Genomic DNA, 26,730 nt, shown 5'->3' with positions numbered 1-26,730 from the left:
TAAAATAAAATAGGGGTTGCAAGGGATCATATTTATTTTTTTTTGAACAAACGGGTATGTTAATTCAGTAAAATTTCATCCAGGACTAAAACGGCAGTGTTGTTAGCATATTTCCAAAGAACAAGCGTCAAAAAGGGTGCTTTTTTTATAAGCCAACGCGTAAGTATACTCGTATTAAGAAAGCGTGGACCTATGGTTTTTCAAGCGTAAATTTTAAGAAGTAGCATCGGGACTTCAGGACTCATGCTCCTTTATCGTTGTAACTTTTCACTATCTGGTTGTTATCAATTTGCTTAAACTCCTTTTGAAATATTGAAGTAGGTCATAAGATATGTACGACATAGAAATTATAAGGAGTGTCTCAAATAGTTTTAACAATAAATTGTCGGATATATGATCCATTTTTGCTGCCGATATAATTAAATCAAAAATATCGATGAAGACTACATGAACAATGTATATACCCAGGGCTCTTCCTCCTACTTTAGTAATGAACAAATCCTTCCCCAATGTTTTATTATTTAATGCAAATAAAAAAAGAAATGCAGTTAAAAAGATGGTAGAAATAAAATATTCCCCATGACTTCCTGATAATATCTTTTCTAATAAGTATCCTTCTACCACTTGGATAGTAAAGAAGATCAAAATTAATAATAAATTGTTTTTGGTTGTTATTGCTCTTGACTTTTTAAAGAATTTATCATACGCAAAGAAGAATCCCAAAGTTGTATAAAAAAGACCAATGAATAAAGCATCCCTTGTACTTAGAGGAAGATCATAGAACACCGTATACGATTGTCCGAAAAGACCTAATAAGTTGAATATTAGGCTAATGGTTAAAAGAAGCCTTGCTTTATTTAACTTAAAAAAACCGAATAGAATGATAACACTCCAAATTAATGCGGTTAAAAACCACAATTGGTATCCGCTAGTCCCAGTTCCGTAATATATAAGGTCAAGAAATGAAAATTGATTAATGTATTGCGCAAATTCCTTTGGTACATCGGCAGCCGCTTTATAAAGAATAAGAACATCATACATCATATAAAAGAAGAGCCAGCACAAATACAGTTTTAAGATTTTTATAATGTACCTTTTAAAATAATCTATGGAATCCCTTGTGTGTATCATCTTTTTACCGAACAAATAACCAGAAGCCGTAAAGAAGAATGGCACCGCAAACCTTGAGAAGTTATCGAGAATAAAAAGACCAATTTGGCTATCCCTTGGGAATACATGAATGACTACAACAGAAAAAATTGCAAAAAATTTAATAAAGTCAATCGCGCTATTTCTTTCCATTTGTTCACCCTTTTCATAACACTTTTACTATCATTGGTTATTCCCTATATTATGTACACCAAAGAAAAATTTATTTTACTCTTTCTGAATCCAATCCCGAGATACTGTAAGACTTAATTAATGAACAGCTAATCGTTCAGGAGCGTGGACAGTTTGTAATATTAGCTTCATCATTCGGATAGTAATCATATGAATGTCTATGTTCGTGATAATCTGGCTATATCAGCAAAAAATCATGTAATCGAGCTTTTGACAAAGGGAATTGTGGGGGACTTTCTGATTGTAAATTGAAATTAATTATCGCTGCCTGTAGCTTTGTATAAACGCTGGACTAAACTTTTAGAAAGTTTAGTCCAGCTGATATTGAAGAACAACGGAGAGCGGGTTTTTTAAATTATAAAAGCGGATTACTGTATGTTTTTGCTGCTCTAAAGAATTGCTTAATAGTCTTGAATTAACGGAAAGACAATGGGATGAAGGGGAGGGAAGCGTTCTTTTCTCTTTTTCCTCGATCTAAAATCGTTTGATTTGCTAAATTAACTTTCCCCATCATTAATTCACTAGTTATTAACGTCGGATCATATTTAGGTATTAATTTGTAAGCTCCTGTAAGGTCACCAAATTAGAGAATTCTCCTTATTAAGATTTAAGTACCATCTTTTTTTGTCGATGCTTACTGCAAACTTTTTATCCTCGAATTTTTCAAAAGATGATCTATGATGATGAATTACAAATGAAGTTTTGATGAAAGTTATCATGCATCTTTTTTTCTGTTTATTTCTAAATTTCTGTGGTTTTTCCATTAAAGCGACCAATTTCATTTTTCCAGGAGAAAAATTCCGCTGATTGAACTTGGAGAAAATACACGAATGAACAGTCAATTAAACGAATCTTCTATATATTGTAATAGTAAGTTTTGAGAAAGGGTGAACAGAATCAATGATACATCCAGATACTGAGATTCGGTTTGTCAATGAAAAGATTGGTGTGGGCGTTTTTGCCACAAAAATGATTCCCAAAGGAACGATCATCTGGGCATTAGATGATTTGGACATCATCCTCGAGGAAGATGAGATTGAATCGCTTGAGCTAATGAGAAGGGAAATCGTCTATAAATATGCCTACCTCAACGATGACGATCGCTACGTGCTGTGCTGGGATCATGCCAGATACTTAAATCACAGCTTCAGTCCAAATGTGGTATCGACTGTCTATGAGATTGAATTAGCGTCGAGGGATATTCTCCCCGGAGAGCAAATCACATGCGACTATGCTACACTCGGGTTAGACGAACCGTTTGAGTGTGAACCGGAGGAAGGGACGTCTAGCACCGTAGTGATGCCGGATGATTATCTGCATCGCTACAAGGAATGGGATGATTTGGCTCGGGAGGCATTCAAACGATTGAATCAAGTAGACCAGCCTCTGCGTCATCTGATTCTACCGGAATTCGTCGACAGGGTAAACGCGATCGCAGAGGGACGTGCCGAGCCGGATTCCTTTCTTACGCTCTATGAAGAGGAGTAAAGGCAACAAACAACTATCAGGACAGACAGATCTGTTCTCAATTCATTCAACCAGCTTTTTCGATCCAGCAAGATAGAACATGAATCATCAACGTAAGGGTTTAAAACCCCAGAAAAGACCGCCCCTCTGAACTTTATATCGTTTACCTAGAATGGAATGTTTTATCCAGCGAGGAGGTATAGGTTGAAAGGGCAACACACATACCACCGTTCATAAATTAATGAACGGTGGTATGTGTGTTTACAGTTAAATTTATACGATTGTATTGTTTATAATGTACTCGATTTTGTATATCAAAACAGATATAGTGAAGTAGTGAGGTTTTAAGTGGATTAATAACACTATGTACTCAAATTAATGACCCTAATGAATGTATTAAACTTTGCGTCTGTGTACAAAAGAGGAATATGAAGCTGTGATCATTTTGTATAATTCTTTATTCTAGTTTACATAATATATATTATAGGAAGTTATATTATTAATGTTAATTTCGTCTCATATCTTAAGAATACTTAACTTAGTGAGACAAAATGCAAATTTTTATATTTAATCATGGTTATTATTTATCTATAATCTTTTTATCTAATTACAGATACATTTATCGGCATACAGTTTTTCTTGGATTTAAATTAATTTGTTTTGCACTTTTTTTCATACTTACTGATTAAAAATAATATTGGATAATACATATTGATGATTATTAATATGTATTATCCTTTACGTGTTTTCAATGTAACTTTAAAATCCACTTTCAACAAAAAAACAGTCATTCCTTTATTCTCCTTCTTAATCACCTAATTAATGTATGATCCAACTATCTATGAATCCGAATAATACCAGGCTCTAATCAATTTGTGAAGAGTTGGCAAAACTAAATGTCCCCCACTCTGTCCACCATTTTAATCGAGAGATAAACACTAACTACTCCTAATAAACATAGCACTGTGTTCACAATATTGGTATTAAGATTGACATTCAGTAAAAAAGAGAAATTTTGAAATTGCATTAGAAATATTGCACAAAGAATTGTCGGTATCGTTTCTCTTTTCCAAATACCAAAGAAAAAGAGCGGTATTAAACTAATAAGCGTAACAATTAAAGAATGAACAATCATCTTACTAAAATATGAGGTAATATCTTCAGCAGTCGGTTGCCCGTTAATGATATGAAATGCCTGATCAAGTAAATAAGTTGTCACTCCAGATAACAAAAAGGATACTATCGTACAAAGGAAAACAAAAAGTGAGATAAAAAGAGCCTTTGCCATAACTAATTTTTTTCGACTAATCGGATATCCGAATGAAAGAGATATTGTTTTATTTTTATATTCATCGATTACAACCTGATTAATAAGAGAAGCTCCGAAAAGGACAAATCCCAGCTGCATTGACATCATAAGCTGGATGATGGTTGAATAACTTTGACCGAATTCCGCACTGACCATTTTAATAAAAAACATGGGCAAAAACATCAATATACCCCAATATATAATCAGCTCACTAAGGATCATTTTTCGCTTTAACTTTCTCCACTCCAACTCCATTAATTTAACCAACTTTTCCACCTCCATGAATTTGTTGATAAAAATAATCTTCTAAAGTACTTGTATGCTTTTGTATTTCCTCGATATCTACATCATACATAATTAGTTTTTTTGATATTTCGCTTTGCGGCAAAGTGAGATCATATATTCGAATCCTATTATCCTGCACAATTTTCATATTGGAAATTTGGAGTTCATACTCAAGTAAATAGATTGATTTCTCCACATCTTTTGTGACAATTTCAATATAGTCTGTCCGTTGCTTACTAATATCCGCTAAAGTCACTTCGTTCACGAGCTTTCCATCCTTAATGACACCAATTCTGTCAGCTACTTTTTCAATTTCCCCTAAGATGTGACTGGATAGAAGGAAAGTAATTCCATATTCCTTATTTAACATTCGAATTAGATCTCTTATATCTTTTATACCAATTGGATCAAGGCCGTTTGTAGGTTCATCTAATATAATCAGTTCGGGCTTCGTAATAATTGCTCTTACAATTCCCAGTCGCTGCTTCATCCCAAGCGAAAAATCGCTCACCATTTTATCTTCAATCCCAGTTAGATGAACCATCTCCAACGCTTGTGTAATTGCCTTTTTATCATAAAAACCTAAGTATTCACAATGAAGCTGAAGATTTTCCATCGCAGTTAAATGTTCAAAAAAGATTGGGTACTCAATAATACTTCCGACCCGTTTCAAGCCAGACTTCTCGGTTTTCGTTAACTTCTGGCCAAACAATTCAATCTCTCCTGTGGTTGGACTTATTATTCCTGTTAGCATTTTCATGATTGTCGTTTTCCCTGCACCATTTTGACCAAGGAAACCATAAATTTCACCCTTTTTTATATGAAGATTCACATTAGATACGAGCAATTTCCCTTTTACCTTTTTTGTTAAGCTATTTGTTTTAACAACATAATCCATCATCTTTGCCTCCCTTATTGCTATCTACTTCTATCTTAGTCAGAGAAAGTATCTTTTTTCTTTCTCAATCCTTACATGTTCCTTAAGTTTAGAAAAATGACGTAAGAGCTCATATCAATCCCGAAGCTAAAAAAGAGCTGTTCCGTTAGAACATCTCTTAAAGAAGTTTTAATAGGTTATTTGTTTGAAAATACAGGTAAAGCCCGTTTTTTCATAAGGCTTACTGTATAAATGGATGGTACCCTTCATCTCTTCTGTTAAGCGTTTTGATATGCTTAGACCCAAACCGCTCCCTTGAAATTTTGGATTTCTGGCATCATCTAATGTATATAACCGGTCAAACACCCTATCTTGATGGATTTCGGCTATACCCTTACCTCTATCCCAAATCTCTACAGAAACAGCTCCATCACCCTCTCGAAGTGTTAATCCGAAGACCCCTCCATCACTGCCATATCGAATTGAATTTGAAATAAGGTTATTAAATATACGATTTAAGGCTTCCTCATTACCTAAGATGTAAAGATGCTGATCTGGGATATCAACTTCTACCTGAAGTCCTTTTGCGAGCAGTAAATCATAAAACTCCAATACATTTTTTCTGCAAACCTCATTGAGTGAAAGTTTACTTAAAGGAATCACATAATCGTCTGATTCTATTTTTACCAGATCAAAAAAATGATTAAGTAAACCAGTTAAGTTCAATACTTTTTCATGCAGCCTTACCATTAATACCTTCTTTTCCTCTTCAGTAATCATTTCATTCAGTTTCAATTTTTCTACATAACCTAAAATAACCGTAAGTGGTGTTTTTAAATCATGAGACATATTGGATATTAATTTTCTTAAGCTATCTTTTGTTTTTACATAATCCGCAATAACTTTTTGATTGAAATCCAATAGCCTGTTTATTTGAATGAGTAATTGCTGAATGGCTTGCTGATCGGTCGGCATCAATACTTTTTCAGATGTTTCATATTGGATGATATCGCTTAATTTTCCACTTATTTCATAAAGGTTTTGCTTAAGTTTTCTTCGGGACAAATACTGAAAGACATTTATGATTACTAAAAAAATAATCATTGCAAAAAGAATGGTTATCATGAGCTACACACCTAATTTATAACCAATCCCCCATATCGTTCTAATATATTGTGGGTTGGATGGGTCCTTTTCAATTTTTTCACGAAGTCTCCTTATATGTACGTTAATGACATTTTCATTCCCGTAATAATCATCTTCCCAAATAAAGTGGTATATTTGTTCCTTTGTAAATACTCTGCTTTGATTGGTCATAAACAACTTTAATATGTGAAACTCCTTTGATGTCAGTTGGACAGTTCTCCCTCTAACATTTACAGTAAATGAATTTAAGTCAAGGGTGAGCCCTTCATAATGAAGGGTGGAGTTGCTTTCGGATGTATGATATTGCGTTGCCCTGCGAATGGCAGCATGAATTCTAGCTGTTAATTCAATCATCGAAAATGGCTTGCTTATATAATCATCGGCGCCAAATCCAAGACCAAGCGCTTTGTCGAGATCACTTCCTTTTGCAGAAATAATTAATATAGGAACCATGCTCGTTTCTCTTACTTTTTTCAATAAATCCATACCAGTCAATTTAGGAATCATTAAGTCAAGGAGAAGCAAATCGGGTTCTTTATCATGAAAGAGCGCTAGAGCCTCTTCCCCGTCAAACGCGGCATGTACTGTATAATTCTCCTGCAATAGGGCACTTACTATTAATTGACTAATTTCTACATCATCCTCAATTAGCAGAATACTCTTCTGCATACTTCCACTTCCTTCTGAGTGTTGAATTGTAAATGTACCTTATTTCTATATACGCACTATAAATTTTAAAAAGCACACAAAATAGTTATTGGTTCGATTATTCAATTAATACACTTTAGTTGACTTATTATTTATCATTCTTAGTCATTTACTCTAAGAATCTCTAATTGGTTTGTTGTAGTAAGCAAATCTATTGTATTATTTCCCTTCGTGTAAAAAACGGAAGCCCCTTCACTTTTCCCCTTTTTCCATCCATTCGCTTTAAGGGCTAAGTCATATCCATATGGTATGCCATTTTCTTCAGAAGCCCTTGACCATTCATATCGATTCCCTTGCTCATTTATCTGAACCAATTCAGCTTTTCTAGGTACAGGGAATTCGTATAAATCTTCTGTAGTTGTGTATGAAGAAGAAATGAAGTAATAAATGATTGCCCCGCCTATTATTGATAAAGCAGCTATGGTGAGTGCCCCACTAATCCTTTTCTTCATTTGCTTATCCTTTCCTAAAGACATAGTTATAAAAGCGTTATCTAATAATTCTGTAGTAATCTAAATTAATCCTGCTTAACTGACTTGATCTACCAATTTTGTTATTCTGATATATAAAATAAATGGCAAAATGAGAAAAATCACGGGGTAACACTTCCATAAAATTATATAAATATAGTTTATCTCGATGGCAATTCAAAGGGTTTTATCATGAAAGTTCCGCTTTCTTCCTGAGATTGATGATAGATCCTTTTTTTAACCACATCATCTCTAATAAGACATATTCACTTAACTTATAGCATCATTATGCTTTGACCGCTTTCATAAGTGCAACAACATGCTGAGAATCAGTAGGTAGCTGCTAAGAGTTATAAGGTAAATCTTTAAAACGAATTTGATTAGAAACACTGCCTACCTTCAGCAATCAGTTCTTGGGTATCATGAGTGCAATTCATTTATATGTAAATCGTAAAACTCGATTTTTACATATTATAAAAAAGTATTTAATAAATTTCTAAAATCATTGAGAAATGCCAAATCACATTTAAAGGGTTTAAAGATCTAAGGTAGTCTGATTAAGCGGAACACTAATCACGAAATGTTGATTACCTATTTCTTTGGTTTCATTACATGTGAATGTCTTTATTAAGAAGTTGCTGAAAGTTGGTTAGCAAGTCATTGATGAGATATACCTTTTTTTCTGTCTTGAGATGGCTTTTCACATTAGAGTTGCGAATAAATCAGTCTTTCCTTCAACCTTCTGTTATAAATAAGGGTAATGCACTTTAAAAAAAGCCTATCCTTGGGCACCTATGGAACTATGCCCAATAGATAAAAAGGAACAAGAAATCGCACTTGATCTCTTGTTCCTTTTTGTAAGATAGGCTATTTATGTTCGAATGGATTCGATACGGCTTTGGATGAATTCGAACGAGGTTTTTGCTTCTTGGACGATTTGGTTTATTAAATCATTGACGGTCAATATTTCTTTTATCAGTCCTACGGATTGACCGCATGACCAGATGCCTCCGTCTAAATTTCCTTCAAAGTATACTTTCTTGCTCCTTTGTCCCGTAATTAGCGGAATCAATTCCTCTATAGTGGCACCTTCATTTTCAAGTTTATCCACTTCTGTACTGACGGCATTTAATGCTACACGCGACGGACTGCCTATATTCCGTTGGATGACAACGGTATCCGTTTCATTGGCCGATACCATCCAATGCTTCACATTATCATGAATCGGCGCTTCTTGCGTTGCCATAAAGCGAGTACCCATTACGATACCTTCAGCACCGAGTGATAAGGCACTGATAAGGCCTCTGCCATCCGAAAATCCCCCGCCTGCTATTACTGGTATAGTAACGGAGTCAACCGCTCGAGGGAGCATGACAAGTGTTCCTACATCACCCATGCCGGGATGTCCGCCTGTTTCATTCCCTACAATAATAATGGCATCGACCCCTAATTTCTCTGCCGACATTGCGTTTTTGACGTTCGCTACCTTATGTATCACTGTAAAGCCGTGCTCTTTAAGTCTGGGCATTAAACTTTCTGGGCTTCGGCCACTCGTTTCAACAATTTTTACATCTTCGTCAATTAAAATATCGATGAACTCATCATTAGGGGTTGCCGTTTGACTTGGGAACAGGTTCAGGTTGACAGCAAAGGGTTTCTTGGTCAAAGTTTTCACTTTCCTTATTTCATCACGGAGACCTTCTGGTGTCACCTGTGTTTTTGAAGTGATGATGCCGAGTCCCCCCGCTTCTGAAACAGCGGCTGCGAGCGGGGCTCGGCCAACTTGAAACATCCCTCCGCATATAATCGGATATTCAATCCCCAATAATTCAGTAATTCTCGTTTTCATTTGCCATACCCCTTTCATTTTTCAAGGATTTCTATAAGTCTGCTTTTCTTACAAAATGTACACACGCATGTCTAAATACCATACTTATGGAGCCGCTTGTAAAATGTACTTCTTGGTATATCCATAAGCTTTGCTGCAGCAGTGACATTCCCTCTTGATTTTTGTAATGCCTCTATCATCAGATCACGTTGAATTTTTTCACGGATCGTCAGTTCATTTCCCTTGATCCCATTTTTACCCGGTTCTTCCCATGCAGGAAAATCATCATGCCGTGTAACGGGCTGGGAATGCATGGAATTCAAAACTTTAACATAATCAAGAGGTCCTTCTGCAAGTAAGATGGTCAATCGCTGAAGTACATTCTGCAGCTCTCTAATATTGCCTGGCCAATTGTACTCCTTTAAACGGTTCAATAATTCTTCAGTTAATGGAATATTCCAATTATTCTTCGAACACAAGTAGTTGACTAAATAAGGAATGTCTTCAACCCTTTCCCTTAAGGGAGGTACATGAATGGGGTAAACGTTCAGCCGATAGTATAAATCCTTACGAAAGGACCCTTCATTGACAAGCTCTTCAAGATTACGGTGTGTTGCAGTGATAATGCGAATATCCAATGAAATGCTTTTTGTGCCGCCGATCGGAACGATTTTTCTTTCTTGAAGAACACGCAGTAAGGCAACCTGCATCGCTGAAGGGATTTCACCGATTTCATCGAGAAAAATGGTCCCTCCATTTGCCTGCTCGAACTTCCCTTTGTGCCCTTGCCGTTTAGCCCCAGTAAAAGCGCCATCAACATACCCGAATAATTCACTTTCCATTAAATCTTTAGGTATGGCTCCGCAATTTATCGTGACGAATGGTCCTTTTTTGCGCATGCCATTTTCATGAATAGCCTTGGCAATAAGCTCTTTCCCGACCCCTGTTTCACCGGATATATACACATTTGCTTCTGTCGGTGCAACAAGCTTCACTTTATTTAATGTGTTATGAAAGGACTCACTAATCCCTCCTTCCCCTTTGAAGGCAAACCTTTCTAAAGGCATTGAAGCAGGAAAAAGCCTATTGGTTTCATGACCATAATTCTCTGATAAGAATAAACACTTACCGGAAATCCTATTATCCTCTTTGGATAGAAGCGGATTCTCCTTTACGATTCGATATCCATGATTTAACAGATCGACCAATGCCATACCAATGGATTGAGGAATTTTTTTGCGAACCTGTTTACTGGCGGAGATAATCATTTCTTTGTGATTACAGACGATAAAAGGCAGATCTGGATAGGTTTCTGCAAGTTCTATCGAGTGCTGGGTCAGTGCCAGCTCCTTTTTATAGGAACGGACCCCCATTTCCTGTTCGATCGTATAAGCCAAATTGGCTACCATACCCAGCATGGATGGATGGAAATATTCTACTGGACATGATATATCCAAAACTCCCAATATCTTACCGTCTTCATTTAAAATAGGCATCGCAGAGCAACTCCATTTGTGTGAGGCAATTGAATAATGCTCGGTCCCTTGAATCATTACGGCTTCACCCGTTTTCAACGCTGTTCCAATTGCGTTCGTTCCGACTTCACCCTCCGTCCAGCATACGCCCTCCACAAAATTTATTTTGCCTGCCTCATCGAGTATTTTCTCGTTTCCGGAAAGTGAAAGGACATATCCATCCGGATCGACCAATAATGCCATCATTCCCGATTCTTCTATCGATTGATTCATCCTGGATAATTGGGGGGATGCCACTTCTAATAGAAACGAGTTTTTTTCTCTTTGAATGTCCAATAATTCATTCGTCAAAATGTGTTTGCCTTTATTAAGGTATGGATTGACTTGATCTTTTTTGCAGCGATGCCAGGATTCCATTATTCGCTTGTTCAGACGATTTGAATCGAGAACGCCTTCACTGACAAAGCGTTCCCAAGTACGTAGATAACAACTAGTGGATAGCATATAATCCTCCTCTAATCATTTGGTTTAAACCTTCACTTGACCAGTCTATCTAGAGGAAAAATACCATGGAGTATAAATTAGGATGTTAATCGAGGTCTTTTTAATTATAGTAGTTTATGTATTCGCTTACAATATATAGATTGAGTTTGCAAAAAAAGCATCATGTGATCATTCACATGATGCTTCTCCATTGAACAATATAGTTTATGAGAAAATAACTCCTCCATCAATCATGATGGATTGCCCTGTCATATAATCCGAATCCGGTGATGCAAGATAAGAGACGAATTTCGCCACATCTTCTGGGGTTTCGGAGCGTCCTAAGGTTATGGAATCTGTAAACTTTTTAAATGTTTCCCCTTTAGCAAGATTCATATATTGACCCATTTTTTCATCGATTAAATCCCACATTTGCGTCCCGACAATTCCTGGACAGTATGCATTCACCGTAATGCCAAACTGGGCTAATTCCTGTGCTGCCGCTTGTGTAATTCCTCTTACGGCAAATTTCGTGGCCGAGTATGTACCTAGTAAGCTAAATCCTTTATAACTGGCGATGCTGGCAGCATTTATGATTTTCCCGCCTTCTTGCTTTTTCATTTGTTCAGCCGCGGCTTGCAGACAAAAGAGGACACCATTTACATTTATATTGAAAATCTGTTCAAGATCCTCTTGAGTTACTTCCAAAAGAGGCTTTATTTGTGCAATTCCTGCATTTGAAACCATAACATCCAGTTGTCCAAAACGTTCCACAACTTGCTTCACCATTTCGAATACTTCCCGTCTATTGCTTACATCCGCTTTAACGGCAAAGCTTTCACGTCCAAGTTCCCTAATCTCATTCACGACCGATTCAGCCGTATCCAGATTGACGTCATTAATGACCACATTCAACCCATCTTGAGCCAATCTTATTGCAATGGCACGTCCGATACCACGACCTGCACCAGTGACTATCGCCATCCGTTGACCGCTAGCCATACAAATTCCCCCTTCAGTTTTAGCAATGCACAGCTTGACCTACAACATTTAAAAGAGCTTCATGTATGGATTCCGACAAGGTTGGATGTCCTGCTACTAAATCTTCTATCATATCTGCCGTTATTTCTGCATGCAGCATGACCGTTCCTTGACCAATCAATTCTGTTGCATGCTGACCAACAATGGAAAAACCTAAAATTTCATTATATTGTGGGTTAACAAGGTCTTTGACCTTTCCTACCGGTTTATTGGAAAGGACCGCTTTCCCGTTTGCCGAAAAAGCGAATTCACCAACCTTAATCTCTCCATATTTATTACGCGCTTCTTTTTCGGTCAAGCCTACACTGGCAATCTCCGGGGAGGTATAAATGCAGCGAGGAATTGCCCGGTAATTCACTTGTGCAAATTGACCGCAGGCATTCAGAGCCGCCACCCGTCCTTCATGAAAAGCTACATGGGCAAGTTGTATGCCCCCTATCACATCACCACAGGCATAAATCGATGGATTGCTTGTTTGCATTCGATCATCCACCGAGATGCCAAGTCGGGAAAAATCAATATCGTTTCCCTCTAAGCCCATTCCGTTCACTCTTGGTTTTCTCCCTATTGATACGAGTACGTAATCAGCATGCATTTCATCCAATTTGCCATCGCTATTCTCTAAATATACCGTCTTACTGGTTGCATTGATGTTTTTGACAGATGTGGAGGTATGGACTGTAACGCCTTGGTTTTTCAATTCGTCATGCAGAATCCTTGTGATATCATCATCTTCCCCTGGAAGCAGCTTTTCCCCCATTTCGATAACGGTGACCTTGGTGCCCATCCTGCTATAAATACTGGCAAATTCACATCCAATGACACCACCTCCGACAATTATCAGCGAATCGGGAATGGCAGGAAGTGACATGGCATGGCCGCTGTGGATGATCCATTCACCATCAAACGGCGCAAGAGGTAGTGGAATCGGTTCTGACCCCGTTGAAATGATGATCTTACTTGCCTCGATTACTTCATTTTTATTTCCGTTCTCGATCAGCAGTCGATTGCTTGAAAGGATGGAAGCCCTTCCCTGAATGACTTTTATTTTATTCTTACTCATTAAATATCGAATGCCGTTCACTAGTTTAGATATGACCTCTCTCTTTCGTTCCTGTACGGTATCCCAATCGACTTCAATCGAATTGGAGGGAAGGCGAATTCCCATTTGCCCGGCATTTTTCACCAAGTCATACGTATCGGCACTTTTCAATAATGACTTCGTTGGCATGCAGCCTTCATTTAAACAGGTGCCCCCCAATGGCCCATCCACTACCAATATGACTTCGTTATCCTGCTGGGCAGCAGTGATTGCCGCTACATACCCTGCAGGACCTCCGCCTATAATTGCTATACGATTCAAGAGTTTCACTCCTTTTCTATAAAATCACGGTGATCGGCTCTTCTAAATACCGTTTTAGTGTTTGTAAAAAGGCAGCCGCGGGTGCCCCGTCGAGTACACGGTGATCAAAAGTTAAACTGAGTGGCAGGATCGTTCTCTTCTCCAAACCTTCGCCAATATAAAGCGGGGTATCGTAAGCAGAGCCAATTCCGAGTATCCCCGTTTCCGGTGTATTGAGAATAGGTGTGAAGTGCTCAACTCCATATGCCCCGAGGTTACTGATAGTAAAAGTGGACCCTTGCATGTCTTCAATAGGCAATTGAGAGTCACGTGCACATCGCGCCAATTCCTTCCCCTTATTCGATAACTGTCTTAAGGTATAATTTTCGGCATTTTTTATGACGGGAACAACGAGTCCATTCTCCAAGGCCACCGCTAATCCAAGATGGATATGCTCATACAAAATGATGTTATCTTCAATATAAGCACTATTCATTTTAGGATGCTCTTTAAGTGAAAGCACGACTGCCTTCGCAACAAAGTCCGTTATAGTCAATTTAGTTGATTCATGTTTTTGCAGTGTTTCAGCAGTCTGTTTTTGCAAAATGACTAGATCAGTGACATCAGCTTTCATCGCTATAGTTAATTGGGCACTGCTTTGCAAGCTCTCCTTCATACGTTTAGCGATGATGTTCCTCATTCCGGTCACAGGAATCTGCTGCGGTCTCTCTAAAGTAGGTTGGGGTGGGGGAACTATGCTTTTTTCTGTATTTACCGGCATCAAATCCCTTTTCTCGATTACTTTCTGTACATCTTCTTTTGTGATTCTTCCGCCTGGCCCGGTACCTTGTAGCGTCTCGATGTCAAGATTCGCTGCCTGTGCCATTTTTCGTGCAACCGGGGTGATCATCAATCGATCTCCCATTGGCAAAATGGGTGACTCTATTGTTTTCGGCTTTTCTTGTACAGCAATTTTCGACTGTGTTTCTTCAGCAACAGGTTCATCGATCTTTATTTTTTCATTCGGATTTCCAATATGACAGATAACGGTTCCTGGAGGTACTCCTTGTCCTTCTTGAACAGCTATATTCAAAATCGTACCTTCAGCTGGAGATTCAATTTCCATTTCTATTTTCTCTGAATTGATGCTGGCTATTGCTTCACCTTTTTCGACTGCATCCCCAACAGCCTTACTCCATAATGAAACAGTACCTTCTTTCATTGCCATGCCCAATTTCGGCATTACCACTTCGACAGCCATATCTTATTTCTCCCTTCAGAATGGTTTGTTTGTCCATCATTGGTTTTGTTGCTCCAACTTTTTCAGTTCTATAAAAGCTGGAGCATGCATCATATGGATTTATTTACACCCCTAGGATGGAAGGCTCCCCCAATAATTCTGAAACGACTTGTATCACTTTTTCTGATGTAGGAAGGTAAATATCTTCAAGCGGTGGAGAAAAAGGTACAGGTGTATGTGGTGCCGTAATCCTCTTAATTGGCGCATCGAGCGTGTCAAATCCCTTATCCGCCACCAGTGCTGCAATATCCGTTGCGACGCTGCATCTTGGGTTCGCTTCATCGATCACGATCAAACGATTTGTTTTTGCCACAGAGGAGAGAATCGATTCTTCATCCAGTGGTGACAAGCTCCGCGGGTCAACAATCTCAACTTCAATGCCTTTCGCTGTGAGTTTTTCAGCAGCCTCCATCGCGGTGTGAACTTGTTTACCGATGGCAACGACCGTCAAATCCGAGCCTTTCCTTTTAATTTCAGCTTTGCCGATTGGGATTGTATAGTAGCCTTCCGGAACCTCTCCTACCATGTTGTATAGCGTTTTATCTTCAAAAAAGATGACAGGGTCATTATCTTCAATGGCTGAAAGTAAGAGCCCTTTTGCGTCATAGGGGGAAGAGGGAACGACGACCTTCAATCCTGGAATGCTAGTGAACAAGGCATAGAGACTTTGTGAATGCTGAGCTGCAGCCCTGAACCCTGCACCATGCATCGTACGGATCGTCACGGGAACCTGTGCTTTACCGCCAAACATATAGCGGAACTTCGCACCTTGATTCAATACTTCATCCAAACAGCTGCCAATGAAATCGTTGAACATTAACTCGGCAATCGGTCGCAAGCCTGTCGAAGCGGCTGCCATTGCCGCTCCCATATATCCTGCTTCCGCAATGGGTGTATCAAGAATTCTATCCCGGCCAAACTCTTGAACCAATCCTTTTGTGACACCTAAGACACCACCCCATGCTTCGTCATCCTGCAAATGATCAACTTCTGCACCGCCGGCTACATCTTCTCCCATAAGGATGACATTTTCATCTTTTCTCATTGCCATGGCCATTGCTTCATTTATTGCTTGTGACATACTGATTTTTCTACTCATCTCAATTCCTCCTTTTATAGTTTAATAGAATACATAAACATCGTTTAATAAATCGGATGCCTCTGGATACGGGCTATCTTCACTGAACTTGACTGCTTGTTTAATAGATTCCTCAACGGCATTCTCAAGAGAAATCAGTTCTTTTTCCGCCAGCAGATTCTGATTCAGCAAGTAATTCCTAAATAGGGCAATCGCATCTTTCTCTTGTTTATGCTCTTTTTTGTCTTGTTCTTTTTTATACTTCTGTGCATCTCCCTCGAAGTGGCCATAATTACGATAAGTAACACATTCGATCAATGATGGGCCTTCTCCCCTGCGAGCTCTCTGAACGGCTTCTTCAGCAGCCTTATACACAGCCAATACATCTTTCCCATCCACCCGGACACCCGGGATATTGTAGCTTATCGCCCGATCGGCTATCGTTTTGCAGCTTGAAGCATAGTTAAAAGGCGTGGCTTCCCCGTACCCATTATTTTCAGCGATGAATATAACGGGCAGCTTCCAGATTGCCGCCAGATTTATCCCTTCATGGAATGTTCCATGATTGTTGGCACCATCACCAAAAAAACAAACACTAACATGATCGGTCTTTTTATATTTGGCAGTTAATGCTGCACCGCATGCGAGCGGAAAGCCACCACCGACTATCCCGTTCGCGCCTAACATCCCTTTATCCAAATCGGCAATATGCATGGAACCGCCTTTTCCCTTGCAAAGCCCTGTCACTTTCCCATATATTTCAGCCATCATCCCGTTAAGATCACATTCTTTTGCTATACAATGACCATGCCCCCTGTGAGTGCTTGTAATGCTGTCTTTTTCGGATAGGTGAGCACATACTCCGACAGCTACCGCTTCTTCCCCAGCATACAAATGGACAAACCCTGGCAATATCCCCTTTGCAAAAGATTCATGAACCTGGTCTTCAAATTTTCTGATTTCCAGCATTTTTTTGTACATCCAATAAGCCTTGTCCTGAGATAACTTTATTTCATTCGATTGAACCGTTTCCATTTTTCAGCCCCCAATCATTAATAATGAGTCAATTTAATATATTGCAATTGCCGTGCCAAAATAGGAGGCGGTAAATTGGGACTTTAACTATTTTCAGCAGAAACAAAACGAGACAAAATGAGATTGTTGTCTCGTTTTGTCTCGTTTTGTTTAAAATATACGATCCGAATTCACTTATAACTGAAGTTCAAAGATGGTTTGAATGTGGAAAGCAGCCTGCTTAATCTTAAGGAATAAGCTCTTTATGCACCTTTTATTTAGGTTTCAGTACTTACTAACATGAATTTTGTTAAATAGTTAGAGAGGAAGGACCTAGCTATTAAACTATCAAGCTTACCGTAAATTTTTTAGTGCACCGCTCCATGCAATCGTTTGATCTAACATTGCATTTACATTCCCAAGGTGTAAATCAGCTGGTTTAAACGTCTTGAAGTTTTCAAAGTCTGTAAATAGCGATAATGTTGGATTTACCCGAACGTCCGCAACTAGTAATTCCCCTAAGATGCCACGCAAATGTTCAGCTGCACGGGCTCCGCCAGTTGAACCATAGCTCACGATGCCCGCAGCTTTGTTGTTCCATTCATCACGTGCGGAATCAAGTGCGTTTTTTAGGGCCCCTGTAATACTGTGATTGTATTCTTGTACGATAAACACAAAACCATCCAAGCCAGAAAGTTTTTCTGACCAAGCTAATAATCCTGGTTCTTTACCAGTGCCTTCTCCAACAAATGGCAAGTTAAAATCTGCGATATCGACGATTTCATAATTTGCGTCTTTTCGTTCATCAGCTATTTCTTTTACCCAACTTCCTACTTGTGGACTTACGCGTCCTATACGTGTGCTTCCTAAGATAATTCCGATATTTAATTTTCCCAATGTTTTCTCCTCCTCGTTAATGACTGGCAAATAAATTGGTTAAGAATAAAAACCTCATAATTTGTTTGATTACATATTTTTTATCTCTTCCACTAACGTGTAGTACCCACCTTCTGTATCTTCAATGAGATGGTTTATTTTGTTAAAATGTTCTTTAAATTCACTTTTTTCTAAACAATTTTTATGAAAATCAATACTCTCAAAGGTAGTTACCATAATTGCCTTGTTATTTTCTACAGAACGATGCCAACGGCTGCTGATCCAACCAGGAACACCTTGTGATCCCTTCTTAAAATTGAGTAGTTCTTCAGCTTGGATAGCAACCAATTCATCTAGTTTGCCTGGTTTAGCTGTAAATACATTAATCCATACTATTGTATTACTTGATTTCATATTCATAATCTCCTGTCATTTAACATATTTTTTTCAATTCATTAATAATTGGCATCTCCTTTTATCATTAAAGGGTGTCAGTGCTGACTGTCATTATTTTTAATAAAAAACTAGGGAGTTAAAGCCCTAGTAAATATTTGCACACTCTCAGTTATAAATGCCTCCAGGGATACGGTTGGATAGTTTTCATCGGCATCCAGGTTGTTCATAAAGGCTCCAAAATTCATCATCATGAACGACAGTGCCTGAAGCTCTGGTTCAGTGTGAATAAGCTTTCCTTTCTCATACATCGTGTTAAAATAGTTTGTTAAAATTTTCAGTAACTGTCGAGGGTGCTTTTGTGTTTTTTCTCGAAACCCAGGTAAATTGCCTTCCTCCTTGATACTTATCATAATCATTTTACGGTTACGATTCATGATTTCATGATATGTTCGACTGATCAGTTGTAAGTCTGAATGTAAGTCCCACACGATTTGCTCTTCATTAAAAAGTATTGTCATCTCTTCGGCATAATGATATCGATTAAATGCTGTTTCTAGAAGATTTAGCTTGCTTCCAAACCGACGAAACAGTGTTTTTTCACTCAAACCTGCGGCACCAGCAATTTCCTGAGTAGTAACAGCATTGTATCCCTTCTCTGCGATTAGATCGATTGCCGCCAACAGCAGCTTATCATCGGTACTTAGCTTATTACTGCTGCTCATGCTCTCACTTCCCCTGAATAGACTGTCAGTACTTACTGACTATATATTTTATTCTATTCAGCTGTTTTAAAATTGTCAAGAAAATATTTCCATCAATACATATTCTTTTTAAGACGGTAGGCCAATCCAAATGATAGAAACTTATTGGAGAATTAACACCAAGCCCATTCAGGAAAACTAATAATAGACGGAGCATTTTGCTCCGCCTGATTGCTAGAATATTTTTTTCTCATTCAACTCGAGCGCTAATTCTTTAAAGAACTGTAGCGATTCTGGATTTCCCATGGAGTCTGCATTCACTACTTTATCAAACTCGAAACCTAATAACACTTTACGTATCGGGACTTCCATTTTCTTTCCGTTCAACGTTTTGGGAATTTGTTCAACGACATGGATTTGGTCAGGGATAAAGCGAGGGGACACATGCCCTCTGATTTGTTCCTTGATTTTTGCCGTCAATGCTGTATCCAGGCCATTACCGGGTTTAAGGACAACGAACAGCATCAGTGAGGAACCGCGGCCAAGCACTTCCCTATCAATGACAAGGCTTTCCATCACCTCGTCGATCGCTTCGACGACCCGGTAGATATCACTAGTTCCCATCCGAACACCAGAACGGTTGATGGTCGAGTCGGAACGACCATAAATGATACAGCTGCCCTTGTCGTCAATCTTTATCCAATCACCATGTTTCCATATGCCAGGATACGTATCGAAATAACTCTCATAGTATCTTGTCCCGTCATGATCATTCCAGAAGTATAGCGGCATGGATGGCATCGGTTTGGTAATTACCAATTCACCGACTTCATTAATCAATGTTTGACCATGCTCATCAAAAGCTTCCGCACAAACACCCAATGCTCTTCCTTGTATCTCTCCGATTCTTACGGGCAATGTTGGAACTCCACCTACAAATCCGGCACAAACATCGGTTCCGCCACTGGATGAACTGAGCCAGATATCCTTCTTGACATTCTCATACACCCATTTATAACCGTCGCCAGACAATGGAGCCCCAGTTGAAAAAAGAGCCTTCAATTTCGATAAATCATATTTTCCCATTGGCTTGTTTCCTAACTTCATGGAATTCGTAAGGAATGGTGCACTTGTTCCAAAGAAAGTCATGCCTGTATCTTCAGCCAATTCCCAAAGGGCATCCATATTCGGAAAAGAAGGACTGCCGTCATAAAGGACGATGGTCCCTTCATTAAGCAAACCGCCCATAAGGAGATTCCACATCATCCAGCCTGTCGTCGTAAACCAGAATACAGTATCCTCGGAAGTCATGCCTTGATGGATTCTTGTTGATTTTAAATGCTCCAATAATATACCGCCATGCCCTTGTACAATTGGTTTTGGCATTCCGGTTGTGCCTGATGAATAGAGAATCCAAAGCGGATGATCGAACGGAACATTTTCAAAAGATAATTCTGTCTTTTCTTTTAAAAGGTCATCCCAAGGAATCGTATCTGCCAGATTCACTTCCAAAATCTTTTTTTCTATGTAAGGTACCAGAACGGTATGCTTTACAGTGATCAATTCCTGTTTAAGCTGGGAGACGACTGATGTTTTATCATATACATTTCCATTGTACTGATATCCATCAACAGCCAGTAATACAACCGGTTCAATCTGTTTGAAACGATCTATGACGCTTCTTGCCCCAAAGTCAGGTGAACAACTGGACCAAATGGCACCTATGCTTGCTGTTGCCAAGAAAGCTATGACAGCTTCAGGTATGTTTGGCATATAGGCAACAACACGGTCACCGGTTTTCACACCAAGTTGCCTTAATGAATGGGCGACAGAAGCTACTTTTTCTTTCAGCTCTTTCCAGCTGACTTCCTGCTGCCTGATATGTTCGGAACGGAAAAAAATCGCCGTTTTCTCTTCTTGCTCATTCCATAATGCATTTTCAGCATAATTAAGCCTTGCCCCCTCGAACCATTTCGCACCTGGCATTGATTGCTCCGCTAAAACCCTGTCATATTTCCTGGCTGCTTTTACATCACAATAATCCCAAATTGAAGCCCAAAATTCCTCCAGTTCATCTACCGACCATTTCCATAATTCATGATAATCATGAAACGTTAAACCTTTCTTTTCTTTTAACCATTTCACATATTGAGTCAATACCGTTTGCTCGATTTGTTCCTTTGTCGGTTCCCAAATGATTTGTCCATCTGTAAGCGATTTCATACAATCATCTCCCTTAGGTATCAAATGCGTCATTGAATCATTTCATAATATTGGTAGTTTACTTAAATTGTAATCTATGTGTATAAAACCGTCAATTTACACTAAACTAAATAGGCTCGTATTTATGTATGGGCAGGTTAATAGAGAAACATGTCCCTTTCCCTTGTACACTTGACACATGCACCGTTCCTTCCATGCTTTTGATAACGCTATATGAAACCATCATTCCTAATCCCGTCCCTTTATTCTTTGTCGTGAAGTAAGGTTCACCTAAACGGTATATCTGTTCCTGTGTCATTCCAATTCCCTGATCTTGGATCTTAATTTGGATGGTGGAGGCAGCATGAATTAAATCTATGTATATTTCGCCAGCATGGTCCATCGATTCTATCCCATTCTTTAAGATATTGAACAAGCACTGCTGGAATTTCTTCCTTTCCCCCATGATATAATAAGCTCCATCTTCGAATAAGGATAATTTCAATTCAGTTCCATTATTGCTAGCCAAGGGTTTTATGCTGTTCACGACATGCTGAATTTCTTCTGATACCCTTAATCGCTCCGTGTTTTCAGGGCTTATGGCAGCAAACGTCAAATAATCATTAATGACATCCGTGGCCCGATCCAATTCCTTCAGTGCAATATTTGCATACTTGACCTTTGTATGGGAAGACACGTCTTCACTTAACATTTGAATATATCCCCTGGTAACTGTAAGGGGATTTCTGACTTCATGAGATATGCTTGCAGCCAGATGACTAACGATCTGCAATTTTTCCGCTTTCACTAATTTTTCGAGAACCTGAAAATTAGTGAGGATGACCTCCCATAGTAAGATTACAACAACGATTCCAATGACTTGGATCGTGAAGTATTGTTTCCATATGCTTATGCCGATAGTAAGTTCAAATACGACTGTTGAAATAAACTGCGTAAGAATATGGACAATGAATATTAATGATATGCCAATAAGGATTTTTTTACTGACAGACATTTTTAGATAGTACTTAGATATAAAAAACAGGGAAATTCCCATTAGTGGAAAAGTGATGCATGATATATAAAATCCATTATCCCCCCCTGATAAATAGCGGATAACAAGAGTGATGACTATCAATATGATTCCTAACCGGTAGCCTCCATATAAACCGCCTAATAGAAAAGGGATCCATCTAAGATCCCAAACAAAATCCTTTTCTATAACAACGGGAAATAACATGCATAGAACAAGTGAAAGAATAGGGAAAATCGATAGGAAGGATCCTTTTAATGCATCTAAACGGTATACGTACTTCACTAGATAGCTCATTTGCAATAAAAAGATCGGAAAAAGGATAATTAAAAAGTTAATCAGTAAATCTTTTGTCATAAGATTCATTTTCACACCGAACTTTCGATATTTTTCGAAGATTTAGACAGGTATATCAATCTTAACAAGATAGAGAATAATAAGCTAGTGAAATTAACATGAAGGAATTAAAAGTTTCCTCTTCCGCCATCCAGGAAAATACCCGTTCGTAAAGTGTACTTTTACGAACGGGTATTTTTCCCTCAGATTGGTAAAAATATTGAATTTTCTACTACTCACCTGTTAAACAATGAAACTCCAATACTTCTGGCATAGACGCTAATGCTCTTTCCAAAACTTCCATTTTTTCTAATAGACCAATTTTCAATTAGTATTAATGGGAAGAAGAAACGCTATTGATGGAAATATGGGCTGATTGGTATAAATGATCAGTCCATTGAATATCGCAATTTTTTCCAGAAAAGCTCCTTGTACAGAAACCCTTTTAGATATAGAAGTAAGATGTTACAGTTCATTCACTCTCATGGTTCTTGTATGTTTTCCCATCATGGTAATAAAGTTCTGAACCTAAATGAACATTTTCATTTTCTTTCAATTGACGAATAAGTTCTTTACTTTTTGTTTTATTCATTTCTTTATACCAGGTTCCTTGTGGATATAGAACAGTGATCGGCCCATGCTTGCATTGGCCGTTGCATAATGTTTTTGTTGTGTGAATCTTTTTTTGTAGTTCTAAGTTTTTCAATTCCCCTCTAATGGTCTCTGTTACTTCTTCTGCTCCATTTTTCGTGCATGTTTTCCCGTTGCAAATTAATAGATGTTTGCTAACCCCATCTAAGTTCATATGAAATCCCCTTTTTCCTTTTTATTTGACCTCTTTAACAAATGGATAGCTATTGACTTTACATCAAATTTAAAATCTCCCCACACTTTGTAGCAGCCAGTTTTATCAAATTTCATTTCAATAGGATGTTAGGAAACAATTAACGACCAGGGTTATAATAAACCATACCCCGGTAAAGTATATGTTATTCTAAACGAAATCGTGATTCAATATTAAATGTTATTGCACATGTCTGGATTAAATTCCACTTCAACAGTTCCTGAATCCAAGTTTTCTTTCACAGTGTTAACTCCAGGCAATTTCTCTACACTGCCTTCAATCGCTTTAATGCAATGCCCACAAGACAAAAAAGCCAAGCACCGATTCAGAGACTTTCTATTACTAGGAGTTATTTTAGTTGCACGGGTTGGCGGATTCTCTCCGATTTCGAGTGCTTTGTTTCTCGGTATTGGCAAGGGGCCAACTTCAAGTAATTTATGTAAAACCAAAAATGCTCATTAAAGATCATATAAAACATTAAAGCATCTGTTTCATGGTTAAACCTTTTCGGATTGGGGCAGAAGGTTCCTTAATAATAAAGAAAGAAGTGTGGTTATCATCTTCATAGGACTTCTCGATATAATAACCTATTTGTAGATTAATGAAAAAAAGCCAGTACTTGAAAAAGAACTGGGCTTATTGTTATAAAAGTTAAAAGTCAACCCTATCAATTATATGTTTTTGCACCTAAATATCTTTCTGACCAATAGCTATTATTCATCGAAGTAATACTTACACCTTTTGAGGAGGAACTATGAATGAATTGGTTCCCTCCAATATAAATGCCCGCATGAGAGGCGCCAGGTTTATAGGTTTCAAAAAAAACAAGATCCCCAACTTTTGGTGAAGAAACCTTTTTCCCCTTCTTATACATTTCAGCAACAGTTCTAGGCAAAGTCACATCGGTACTTTTTTCGAAAACATATTTTAAAAATCCGCTGCAATCAAAACCTTTTGGTGTACTCCCTCCCCATACATAGGGTACACCCAAATACTTTTTAGCGTTACTTACCAGATTAGTAGATGAATTACCGTTTGACTTTTGAGCAGTTTTTTTCGTAATCCCCAAAGCCTTATATGTATTCGGACCTACAATACCGTCAGCTTTCAAGCCCTTCTTTTTTTGAAATTTCACTACCGAACTTTTAGTGACCGTGCCAAAATATGTAGTAGTGTTTTTATTAGTGAAGTACCCTTTATTCTTTAAAACCCCTTGTAATTGTTTTACTTCGGTATGAGTCATTCCACTTTTTAACGTACGGTCTCCTAATGCAGCATTACTTACCAAAGGATTCGAAAGTAACAATCCCGTCACTACTACTGAAGCAATAATTTTTTTCATTTACTATTTCCCCCGATAAAATCTCTTTTTTATAATTTTATCATCCTTAAGTGACACACATATTTTCCTTAATTTACATTATCATTACAAAATTATGCAGTATTTGAGCAGAAGTGACAAAATATCTATAATACCCCAAATATCTTCCGGAAATTGATATGTTCTTTGGTAGATTTTAAATTACTAACAGAACTTAAAATTGTGGGTATCTTATGAAAATTATCCATACTTTAATCCATCAAAAAATTGAATCCAAAATGGTTCTATGAGTTAGCTTTCAACTAATATTTGGGTGGCAGGGCACCTTCCCTTTGATTCGGTGTGAATAGTATTTTTCCTGACTCTTTTTATTTTGCATTGAGAATCCATTAAATTCGTTCAGATGTTTGTTCTTAAGTTTGTGAATACCTGGCTTTTCCAACCTTAACTTTATAAATGTTTTGTTCTAATTTTCCCCACACTCTAGAAGTGGTACATGTGTACAAAAAAAGACTCACCTAATAGGTACTAGCTCCCTCCTAAAAACTGCACTTGCAACGAAAACACAAAATAATATTAGAAAAAGAATAGCAAAAAACACTGAAAACGACGAAGTCATTTCAGTGCCATATTCGAATATGAACTTAATAAAGAGCGGATTTTGCGAGCATCGTTATAGTCGCATCATCCATCGGAGGATTATGGAGACCTGCGCGTACATCCCTATAATAGCGTTGCAGGGGATTGTTTCGTTGTAAACTTTTGGCTCCGACGACTCTCATCGCTTTATCGACGATGGAAATCGATTTATTGACGACCGATAACTTAACAGCACCCAATTGCTTCGATAGTTCATCATGATCTTCAGGCTGCCGCACCCATTTTTCTGCGACAGAGTAGAGGAAATGATGTGCTTCGCCCAATTCCAGTTCCATCTCCCCAATTGTACGTTGAACATTCGGAAGGTCCCTGATTGGTCCTGGTAAGCTATTGGGAGAATAGGTTTTCGCAAATTCGACTGCGTAATTTCTGGCAGCCACTGCAATTCCCAAGTAGCAAGCCGGTATATGTAATAGCCACGCTTCAGGTTTTCTTTTTTCACCAGGATTGCTTTTCATGACATAATACTTTTCAGGCAGGCTGACATCAGTTAACACCATATCATGACTTCCTGTTCCTTGCATGGAGATCATATCCCAAGTTTCTTCTATACTTACACCCGTTACATCACGATGAACTAAAAAAGTGCCTAAACACTCATCTTCGGGTACCCATGCCGTTACAAGAAAAATATCAAGGATGGGAGAGAGTGTAGTAAAAGTCTTTCTTCCATTCAAATTCCATTGTTTACCCTTTTTGATAGCGATCGTTTCCGGTCTGCCACCGCGCGTCGGGCTTCCCGTTCCAGTCTCAGATGCTGCCGTATTGATTAGAGCACCCTTCGACACTTCATCAAACAACTCTTTCATGACTTCTTTTTCCCACGGTCTCTTCTCCGTTAAGGAGAGGACGGTTCCGACATGCCAGCCTATTCCTAAGGCTGTTGGGCCGCAATATTGAGCTATTTTTTCTTGGCATAGGAGAAAATCATATAAGGAACCGCCGTACCCTCCATCCTCTTTTGCTAACGTTAATCGGGGATATCCGAATTCCTTTAACTCCTGAATGTTTTCAAAAGGAAATCCCTTTGAATCATCAAGTGCCTCAGATCGGCCGGAAAACGACTGAATCGCTTCCTCTAATTTTTGTATATATTCTTTTTGCTTCTGTGATTGAAAAAACGACATGAAGATCACCCCTCCTGTAGTAAACAAAAATCCTGGACCATCCAGCAGCAGAAACAGAACTGCTAACTCC

At 38.4% G+C, this 26,730-nt stretch carries 23 protein-coding genes and 1 pseudogene; 1 reads left to right on the top strand and 23 read right to left on the bottom strand.

Going from position 1 to position 26,730, the window contains the following annotated elements; translation table 11 throughout:
- Window positions 1-270 precede the first annotated feature (270 nt).
- Window positions 271-1,302 (bottom strand): acyltransferase family protein, encoded by a 1,032-nt coding sequence (locus tag ACWF5P_RS13920; protein WP_434169582.1) that lies wholly within the window; start codon window positions 1,300-1,302, stop codon window positions 271-273.
- Window positions 1,303-2,241: 939 nt separating this feature from the next.
- On the opposite strand from ACWF5P_RS13920, the gene ACWF5P_RS13915 reads away from it, so the two are divergent.
- Window positions 2,242-2,829: an SET domain-containing protein gene (locus ACWF5P_RS13915; RefSeq protein WP_101222161.1), complete on the top strand. Its 588-nt coding sequence runs from the start codon at window positions 2,242-2,244 to the stop codon at window positions 2,827-2,829.
- Between the two features lie 871 nt (window positions 2,830-3,700).
- Here the strand turns inward: ACWF5P_RS13915 and ACWF5P_RS13910 are convergent.
- From ACWF5P_RS13910 to ACWF5P_RS13805, 22 genes and pseudogenes are all read right to left on the bottom strand, one after another.
- Complete coding sequence (locus ACWF5P_RS13910; RefSeq protein WP_434169666.1) at window positions 3,701-4,393, bottom strand: ABC transporter permease; 693 nt, start codon at window positions 4,391-4,393, stop codon at window positions 3,701-3,703.
- Window positions 4,377-5,300 (bottom strand): ATP-binding cassette domain-containing protein, encoded by a 924-nt coding sequence (locus tag ACWF5P_RS13905; protein WP_434169665.1) that lies wholly within the window; start codon window positions 5,298-5,300, stop codon window positions 4,377-4,379. The genes ACWF5P_RS13910 and ACWF5P_RS13905 overlap by 17 nt, the downstream gene beginning before the upstream one ends.
- A gap of 168 nt (window positions 5,301-5,468) precedes the next feature.
- Window positions 5,469-6,404 (bottom strand): ATP-binding protein, encoded by a 936-nt coding sequence (locus ACWF5P_RS13900; RefSeq protein WP_434169581.1) that lies wholly within the window; start codon window positions 6,402-6,404, stop codon window positions 5,469-5,471.
- A 3-nt stretch (window positions 6,405-6,407) separates the two neighbouring features.
- The gene (locus tag ACWF5P_RS13895) at window positions 6,408-7,094 is read right to left on the bottom strand and encodes a winged helix-turn-helix domain-containing protein (protein WP_434169580.1); all 687 of its coding nucleotides are present in this window, start codon (window positions 7,092-7,094) and stop codon (window positions 6,408-6,410) included.
- Window positions 7,095-7,234: 140 nt separating this feature from the next.
- A complete protein-coding gene (locus ACWF5P_RS13890) occupies window positions 7,235-7,585 on the bottom strand; it encodes a hypothetical protein (protein ID WP_101222156.1) in 351 nt (116 codons plus the stop codon).
- A gap of 889 nt (window positions 7,586-8,474) precedes the next feature.
- On the bottom strand, window positions 8,475-9,452 hold the full coding sequence (locus ACWF5P_RS13885; RefSeq protein ID WP_434169579.1) for a nitronate monooxygenase: 978 nt from the start codon (window positions 9,450-9,452) through the stop codon (window positions 8,475-8,477).
- 71 nt (window positions 9,453-9,523) lie between these two features.
- Complete coding sequence (locus ACWF5P_RS13880) at window positions 9,524-11,410, bottom strand: sigma 54-interacting transcriptional regulator (RefSeq protein WP_434169578.1); 1,887 nt, start codon at window positions 11,408-11,410, stop codon at window positions 9,524-9,526.
- A 204-nt stretch (window positions 11,411-11,614) separates the two neighbouring features.
- Complete coding sequence (locus ACWF5P_RS13875; protein WP_101222153.1) at window positions 11,615-12,391, bottom strand: acetoin reductase; 777 nt, start codon at window positions 12,389-12,391, stop codon at window positions 11,615-11,617.
- A 19-nt stretch (window positions 12,392-12,410) separates the two neighbouring features.
- Complete coding sequence (gene lpdA / locus ACWF5P_RS13870) at window positions 12,411-13,793, bottom strand: dihydrolipoyl dehydrogenase (RefSeq protein ID WP_452444980.1); 1,383 nt, start codon at window positions 13,791-13,793, stop codon at window positions 12,411-12,413.
- 16 nt (window positions 13,794-13,809) lie between these two features.
- On the bottom strand, window positions 13,810-15,033 hold the full coding sequence (locus ACWF5P_RS13865; protein ID WP_452444979.1) for a dihydrolipoamide acetyltransferase family protein: 1,224 nt from the start codon (window positions 15,031-15,033) through the stop codon (window positions 13,810-13,812).
- Window positions 15,034-15,136: 103 nt separating this feature from the next.
- Window positions 15,137-16,171 (bottom strand): alpha-ketoacid dehydrogenase subunit beta, encoded by a 1,035-nt coding sequence (locus ACWF5P_RS13860; RefSeq protein WP_101222150.1) that lies wholly within the window; start codon window positions 16,169-16,171, stop codon window positions 15,137-15,139.
- 21 nt (window positions 16,172-16,192) lie between these two features.
- Window positions 16,193-17,185: a thiamine pyrophosphate-dependent dehydrogenase E1 component subunit alpha gene (locus ACWF5P_RS13855; protein WP_452444978.1), complete on the bottom strand. Its 993-nt coding sequence runs from the start codon at window positions 17,183-17,185 to the stop codon at window positions 16,193-16,195.
- Window positions 17,186-17,518: 333 nt separating this feature from the next.
- On the bottom strand, window positions 17,519-18,061 hold the full coding sequence (locus tag ACWF5P_RS13850; protein WP_452444977.1) for an NADPH-dependent FMN reductase: 543 nt from the start codon (window positions 18,059-18,061) through the stop codon (window positions 17,519-17,521).
- A 69-nt stretch (window positions 18,062-18,130) separates the two neighbouring features.
- Complete coding sequence (locus ACWF5P_RS13845) at window positions 18,131-18,454, bottom strand: putative quinol monooxygenase (protein WP_452444976.1); 324 nt, start codon at window positions 18,452-18,454, stop codon at window positions 18,131-18,133.
- A gap of 110 nt (window positions 18,455-18,564) precedes the next feature.
- On the bottom strand, window positions 18,565-19,158 hold the full coding sequence (locus ACWF5P_RS13840) for a TetR/AcrR family transcriptional regulator (RefSeq protein WP_452444975.1): 594 nt from the start codon (window positions 19,156-19,158) through the stop codon (window positions 18,565-18,567).
- A gap of 213 nt (window positions 19,159-19,371) precedes the next feature.
- A complete protein-coding gene (locus ACWF5P_RS13835) occupies window positions 19,372-21,360 on the bottom strand; it encodes an acetoacetate--CoA ligase (RefSeq protein ID WP_452444974.1) in 1,989 nt (662 codons plus the stop codon).
- Window positions 21,361-21,466: 106 nt separating this feature from the next.
- Window positions 21,467-22,657 (bottom strand): ATP-binding protein, encoded by a 1,191-nt coding sequence (locus tag ACWF5P_RS13830; RefSeq protein ID WP_402942824.1) that lies wholly within the window; start codon window positions 22,655-22,657, stop codon window positions 21,467-21,469.
- A gap of 286 nt (window positions 22,658-22,943) precedes the next feature.
- Window positions 22,944-23,018: pseudogene (locus ACWF5P_RS13825) on the bottom strand (Lrp/AsnC family transcriptional regulator); the annotation flags it as partial.
- Between the two features lie 162 nt (window positions 23,019-23,180).
- Window positions 23,181-23,513: a (2Fe-2S) ferredoxin domain-containing protein gene (locus ACWF5P_RS13820; RefSeq protein ID WP_260357624.1), complete on the bottom strand. Its 333-nt coding sequence runs from the start codon at window positions 23,511-23,513 to the stop codon at window positions 23,181-23,183.
- Between the two features lie 212 nt (window positions 23,514-23,725).
- Window positions 23,726-23,881 carry a cation transporter gene (locus ACWF5P_RS13815; protein WP_434169664.1) on the bottom strand — a complete coding sequence of 52 codons (156 nt, stop codon included), beginning with the start codon at window positions 23,879-23,881 and terminating at the stop codon, window positions 23,726-23,728.
- 338 nt (window positions 23,882-24,219) lie between these two features.
- Window positions 24,220-24,894 carry a C40 family peptidase gene (locus ACWF5P_RS13810; protein ID WP_101222120.1) on the bottom strand — a complete coding sequence of 225 codons (675 nt, stop codon included), beginning with the start codon at window positions 24,892-24,894 and terminating at the stop codon, window positions 24,220-24,222.
- 623 nt (window positions 24,895-25,517) lie between these two features.
- On the bottom strand, window positions 25,518-26,660 hold the full coding sequence (locus ACWF5P_RS13805) for an acyl-CoA dehydrogenase family protein (RefSeq protein WP_434169663.1): 1,143 nt from the start codon (window positions 26,658-26,660) through the stop codon (window positions 25,518-25,520).
- Window positions 26,661-26,730: the final 70 nt, after the last annotated feature.

The sequence above is a fragment of the Peribacillus sp. NPDC055009 genome (assembly GCF_053608705.1).
This window is presented reverse-complemented; position numbering and strand designations above follow the sequence as displayed.

Coding starts and splice junctions, on each gene's coding strand:
- ACWF5P_RS13895 (WP_434169580.1), bottom strand. CDS start 7,094: ATGCAGAAGAGTATTCTGCTAATTGAGGATGATGTAGAAATTAGTCAA.
- ACWF5P_RS13890 (WP_101222156.1), bottom strand. CDS start 7,585: ATGAAGAAAAGGATTAGTGGGGCACTCACCATAGCTGCTTTATCAATA.
- ACWF5P_RS13920 (WP_434169582.1), bottom strand. CDS start 1,302: ATGGAAAGAAATAGCGCGATTGACTTTATTAAATTTTTTGCAATTTTT.
- ACWF5P_RS13845 (WP_452444976.1), bottom strand. CDS start 18,454: ATGAAATCAAGTAATACAATAGTATGGATTAATGTATTTACAGCTAAA.
- ACWF5P_RS13840 (WP_452444975.1), bottom strand. CDS start 19,158: ATGAGCAGCAGTAATAAGCTAAGTACCGATGATAAGCTGCTGTTGGCG.
- ACWF5P_RS13875 (WP_101222153.1), bottom strand. CDS start 12,391: ATGGCTAGCGGTCAACGGATGGCGATAGTCACTGGTGCAGGTCGTGGT.
- ACWF5P_RS13805 (WP_434169663.1), bottom strand. CDS start 26,660: ATGTCGTTTTTTCAATCACAGAAGCAAAAAGAATATATACAAAAATTA.
- ACWF5P_RS13810 (WP_101222120.1), bottom strand. CDS start 24,894: ATGAAAAAAATTATTGCTTCAGTAGTAGTGACGGGATTGTTACTTTCG.
- ACWF5P_RS13905 (WP_434169665.1), bottom strand. CDS start 5,300: ATGGATTATGTTGTTAAAACAAATAGCTTAACAAAAAAGGTAAAAGGG.
- ACWF5P_RS13820 (WP_260357624.1), bottom strand. CDS start 23,513: ATGAACTTAGATGGGGTTAGCAAACATCTATTAATTTGCAACGGGAAA.
- ACWF5P_RS13915 (WP_101222161.1), top strand. CDS start 2,242: ATGATACATCCAGATACTGAGATTCGGTTTGTCAATGAAAAGATTGGT.
- ACWF5P_RS13855 (WP_452444978.1), bottom strand. CDS start 17,185: ATGGAAACGGTTCAATCGAATGAAATAAAGTTATCTCAGGACAAGGCT.
- ACWF5P_RS13860 (WP_101222150.1), bottom strand. CDS start 16,171: ATGAGTAGAAAAATCAGTATGTCACAAGCAATAAATGAAGCAATGGCC.
- ACWF5P_RS13900 (WP_434169581.1), bottom strand. CDS start 6,404: ATGATAACCATTCTTTTTGCAATGATTATTTTTTTAGTAATCATAAAT.
- ACWF5P_RS13880 (WP_434169578.1), bottom strand. CDS start 11,410: ATGCTATCCACTAGTTGTTATCTACGTACTTGGGAACGCTTTGTCAGT.
- ACWF5P_RS13885 (WP_434169579.1), bottom strand. CDS start 9,452: ATGAAAACGAGAATTACTGAATTATTGGGGATTGAATATCCGATTATA.
- ACWF5P_RS13835 (WP_452444974.1), bottom strand. CDS start 21,360: ATGAAATCGCTTACAGATGGACAAATCATTTGGGAACCGACAAAGGAA.
- ACWF5P_RS13865 (WP_452444979.1), bottom strand. CDS start 15,033: ATGGCTGTCGAAGTGGTAATGCCGAAATTGGGCATGGCAATGAAAGAA.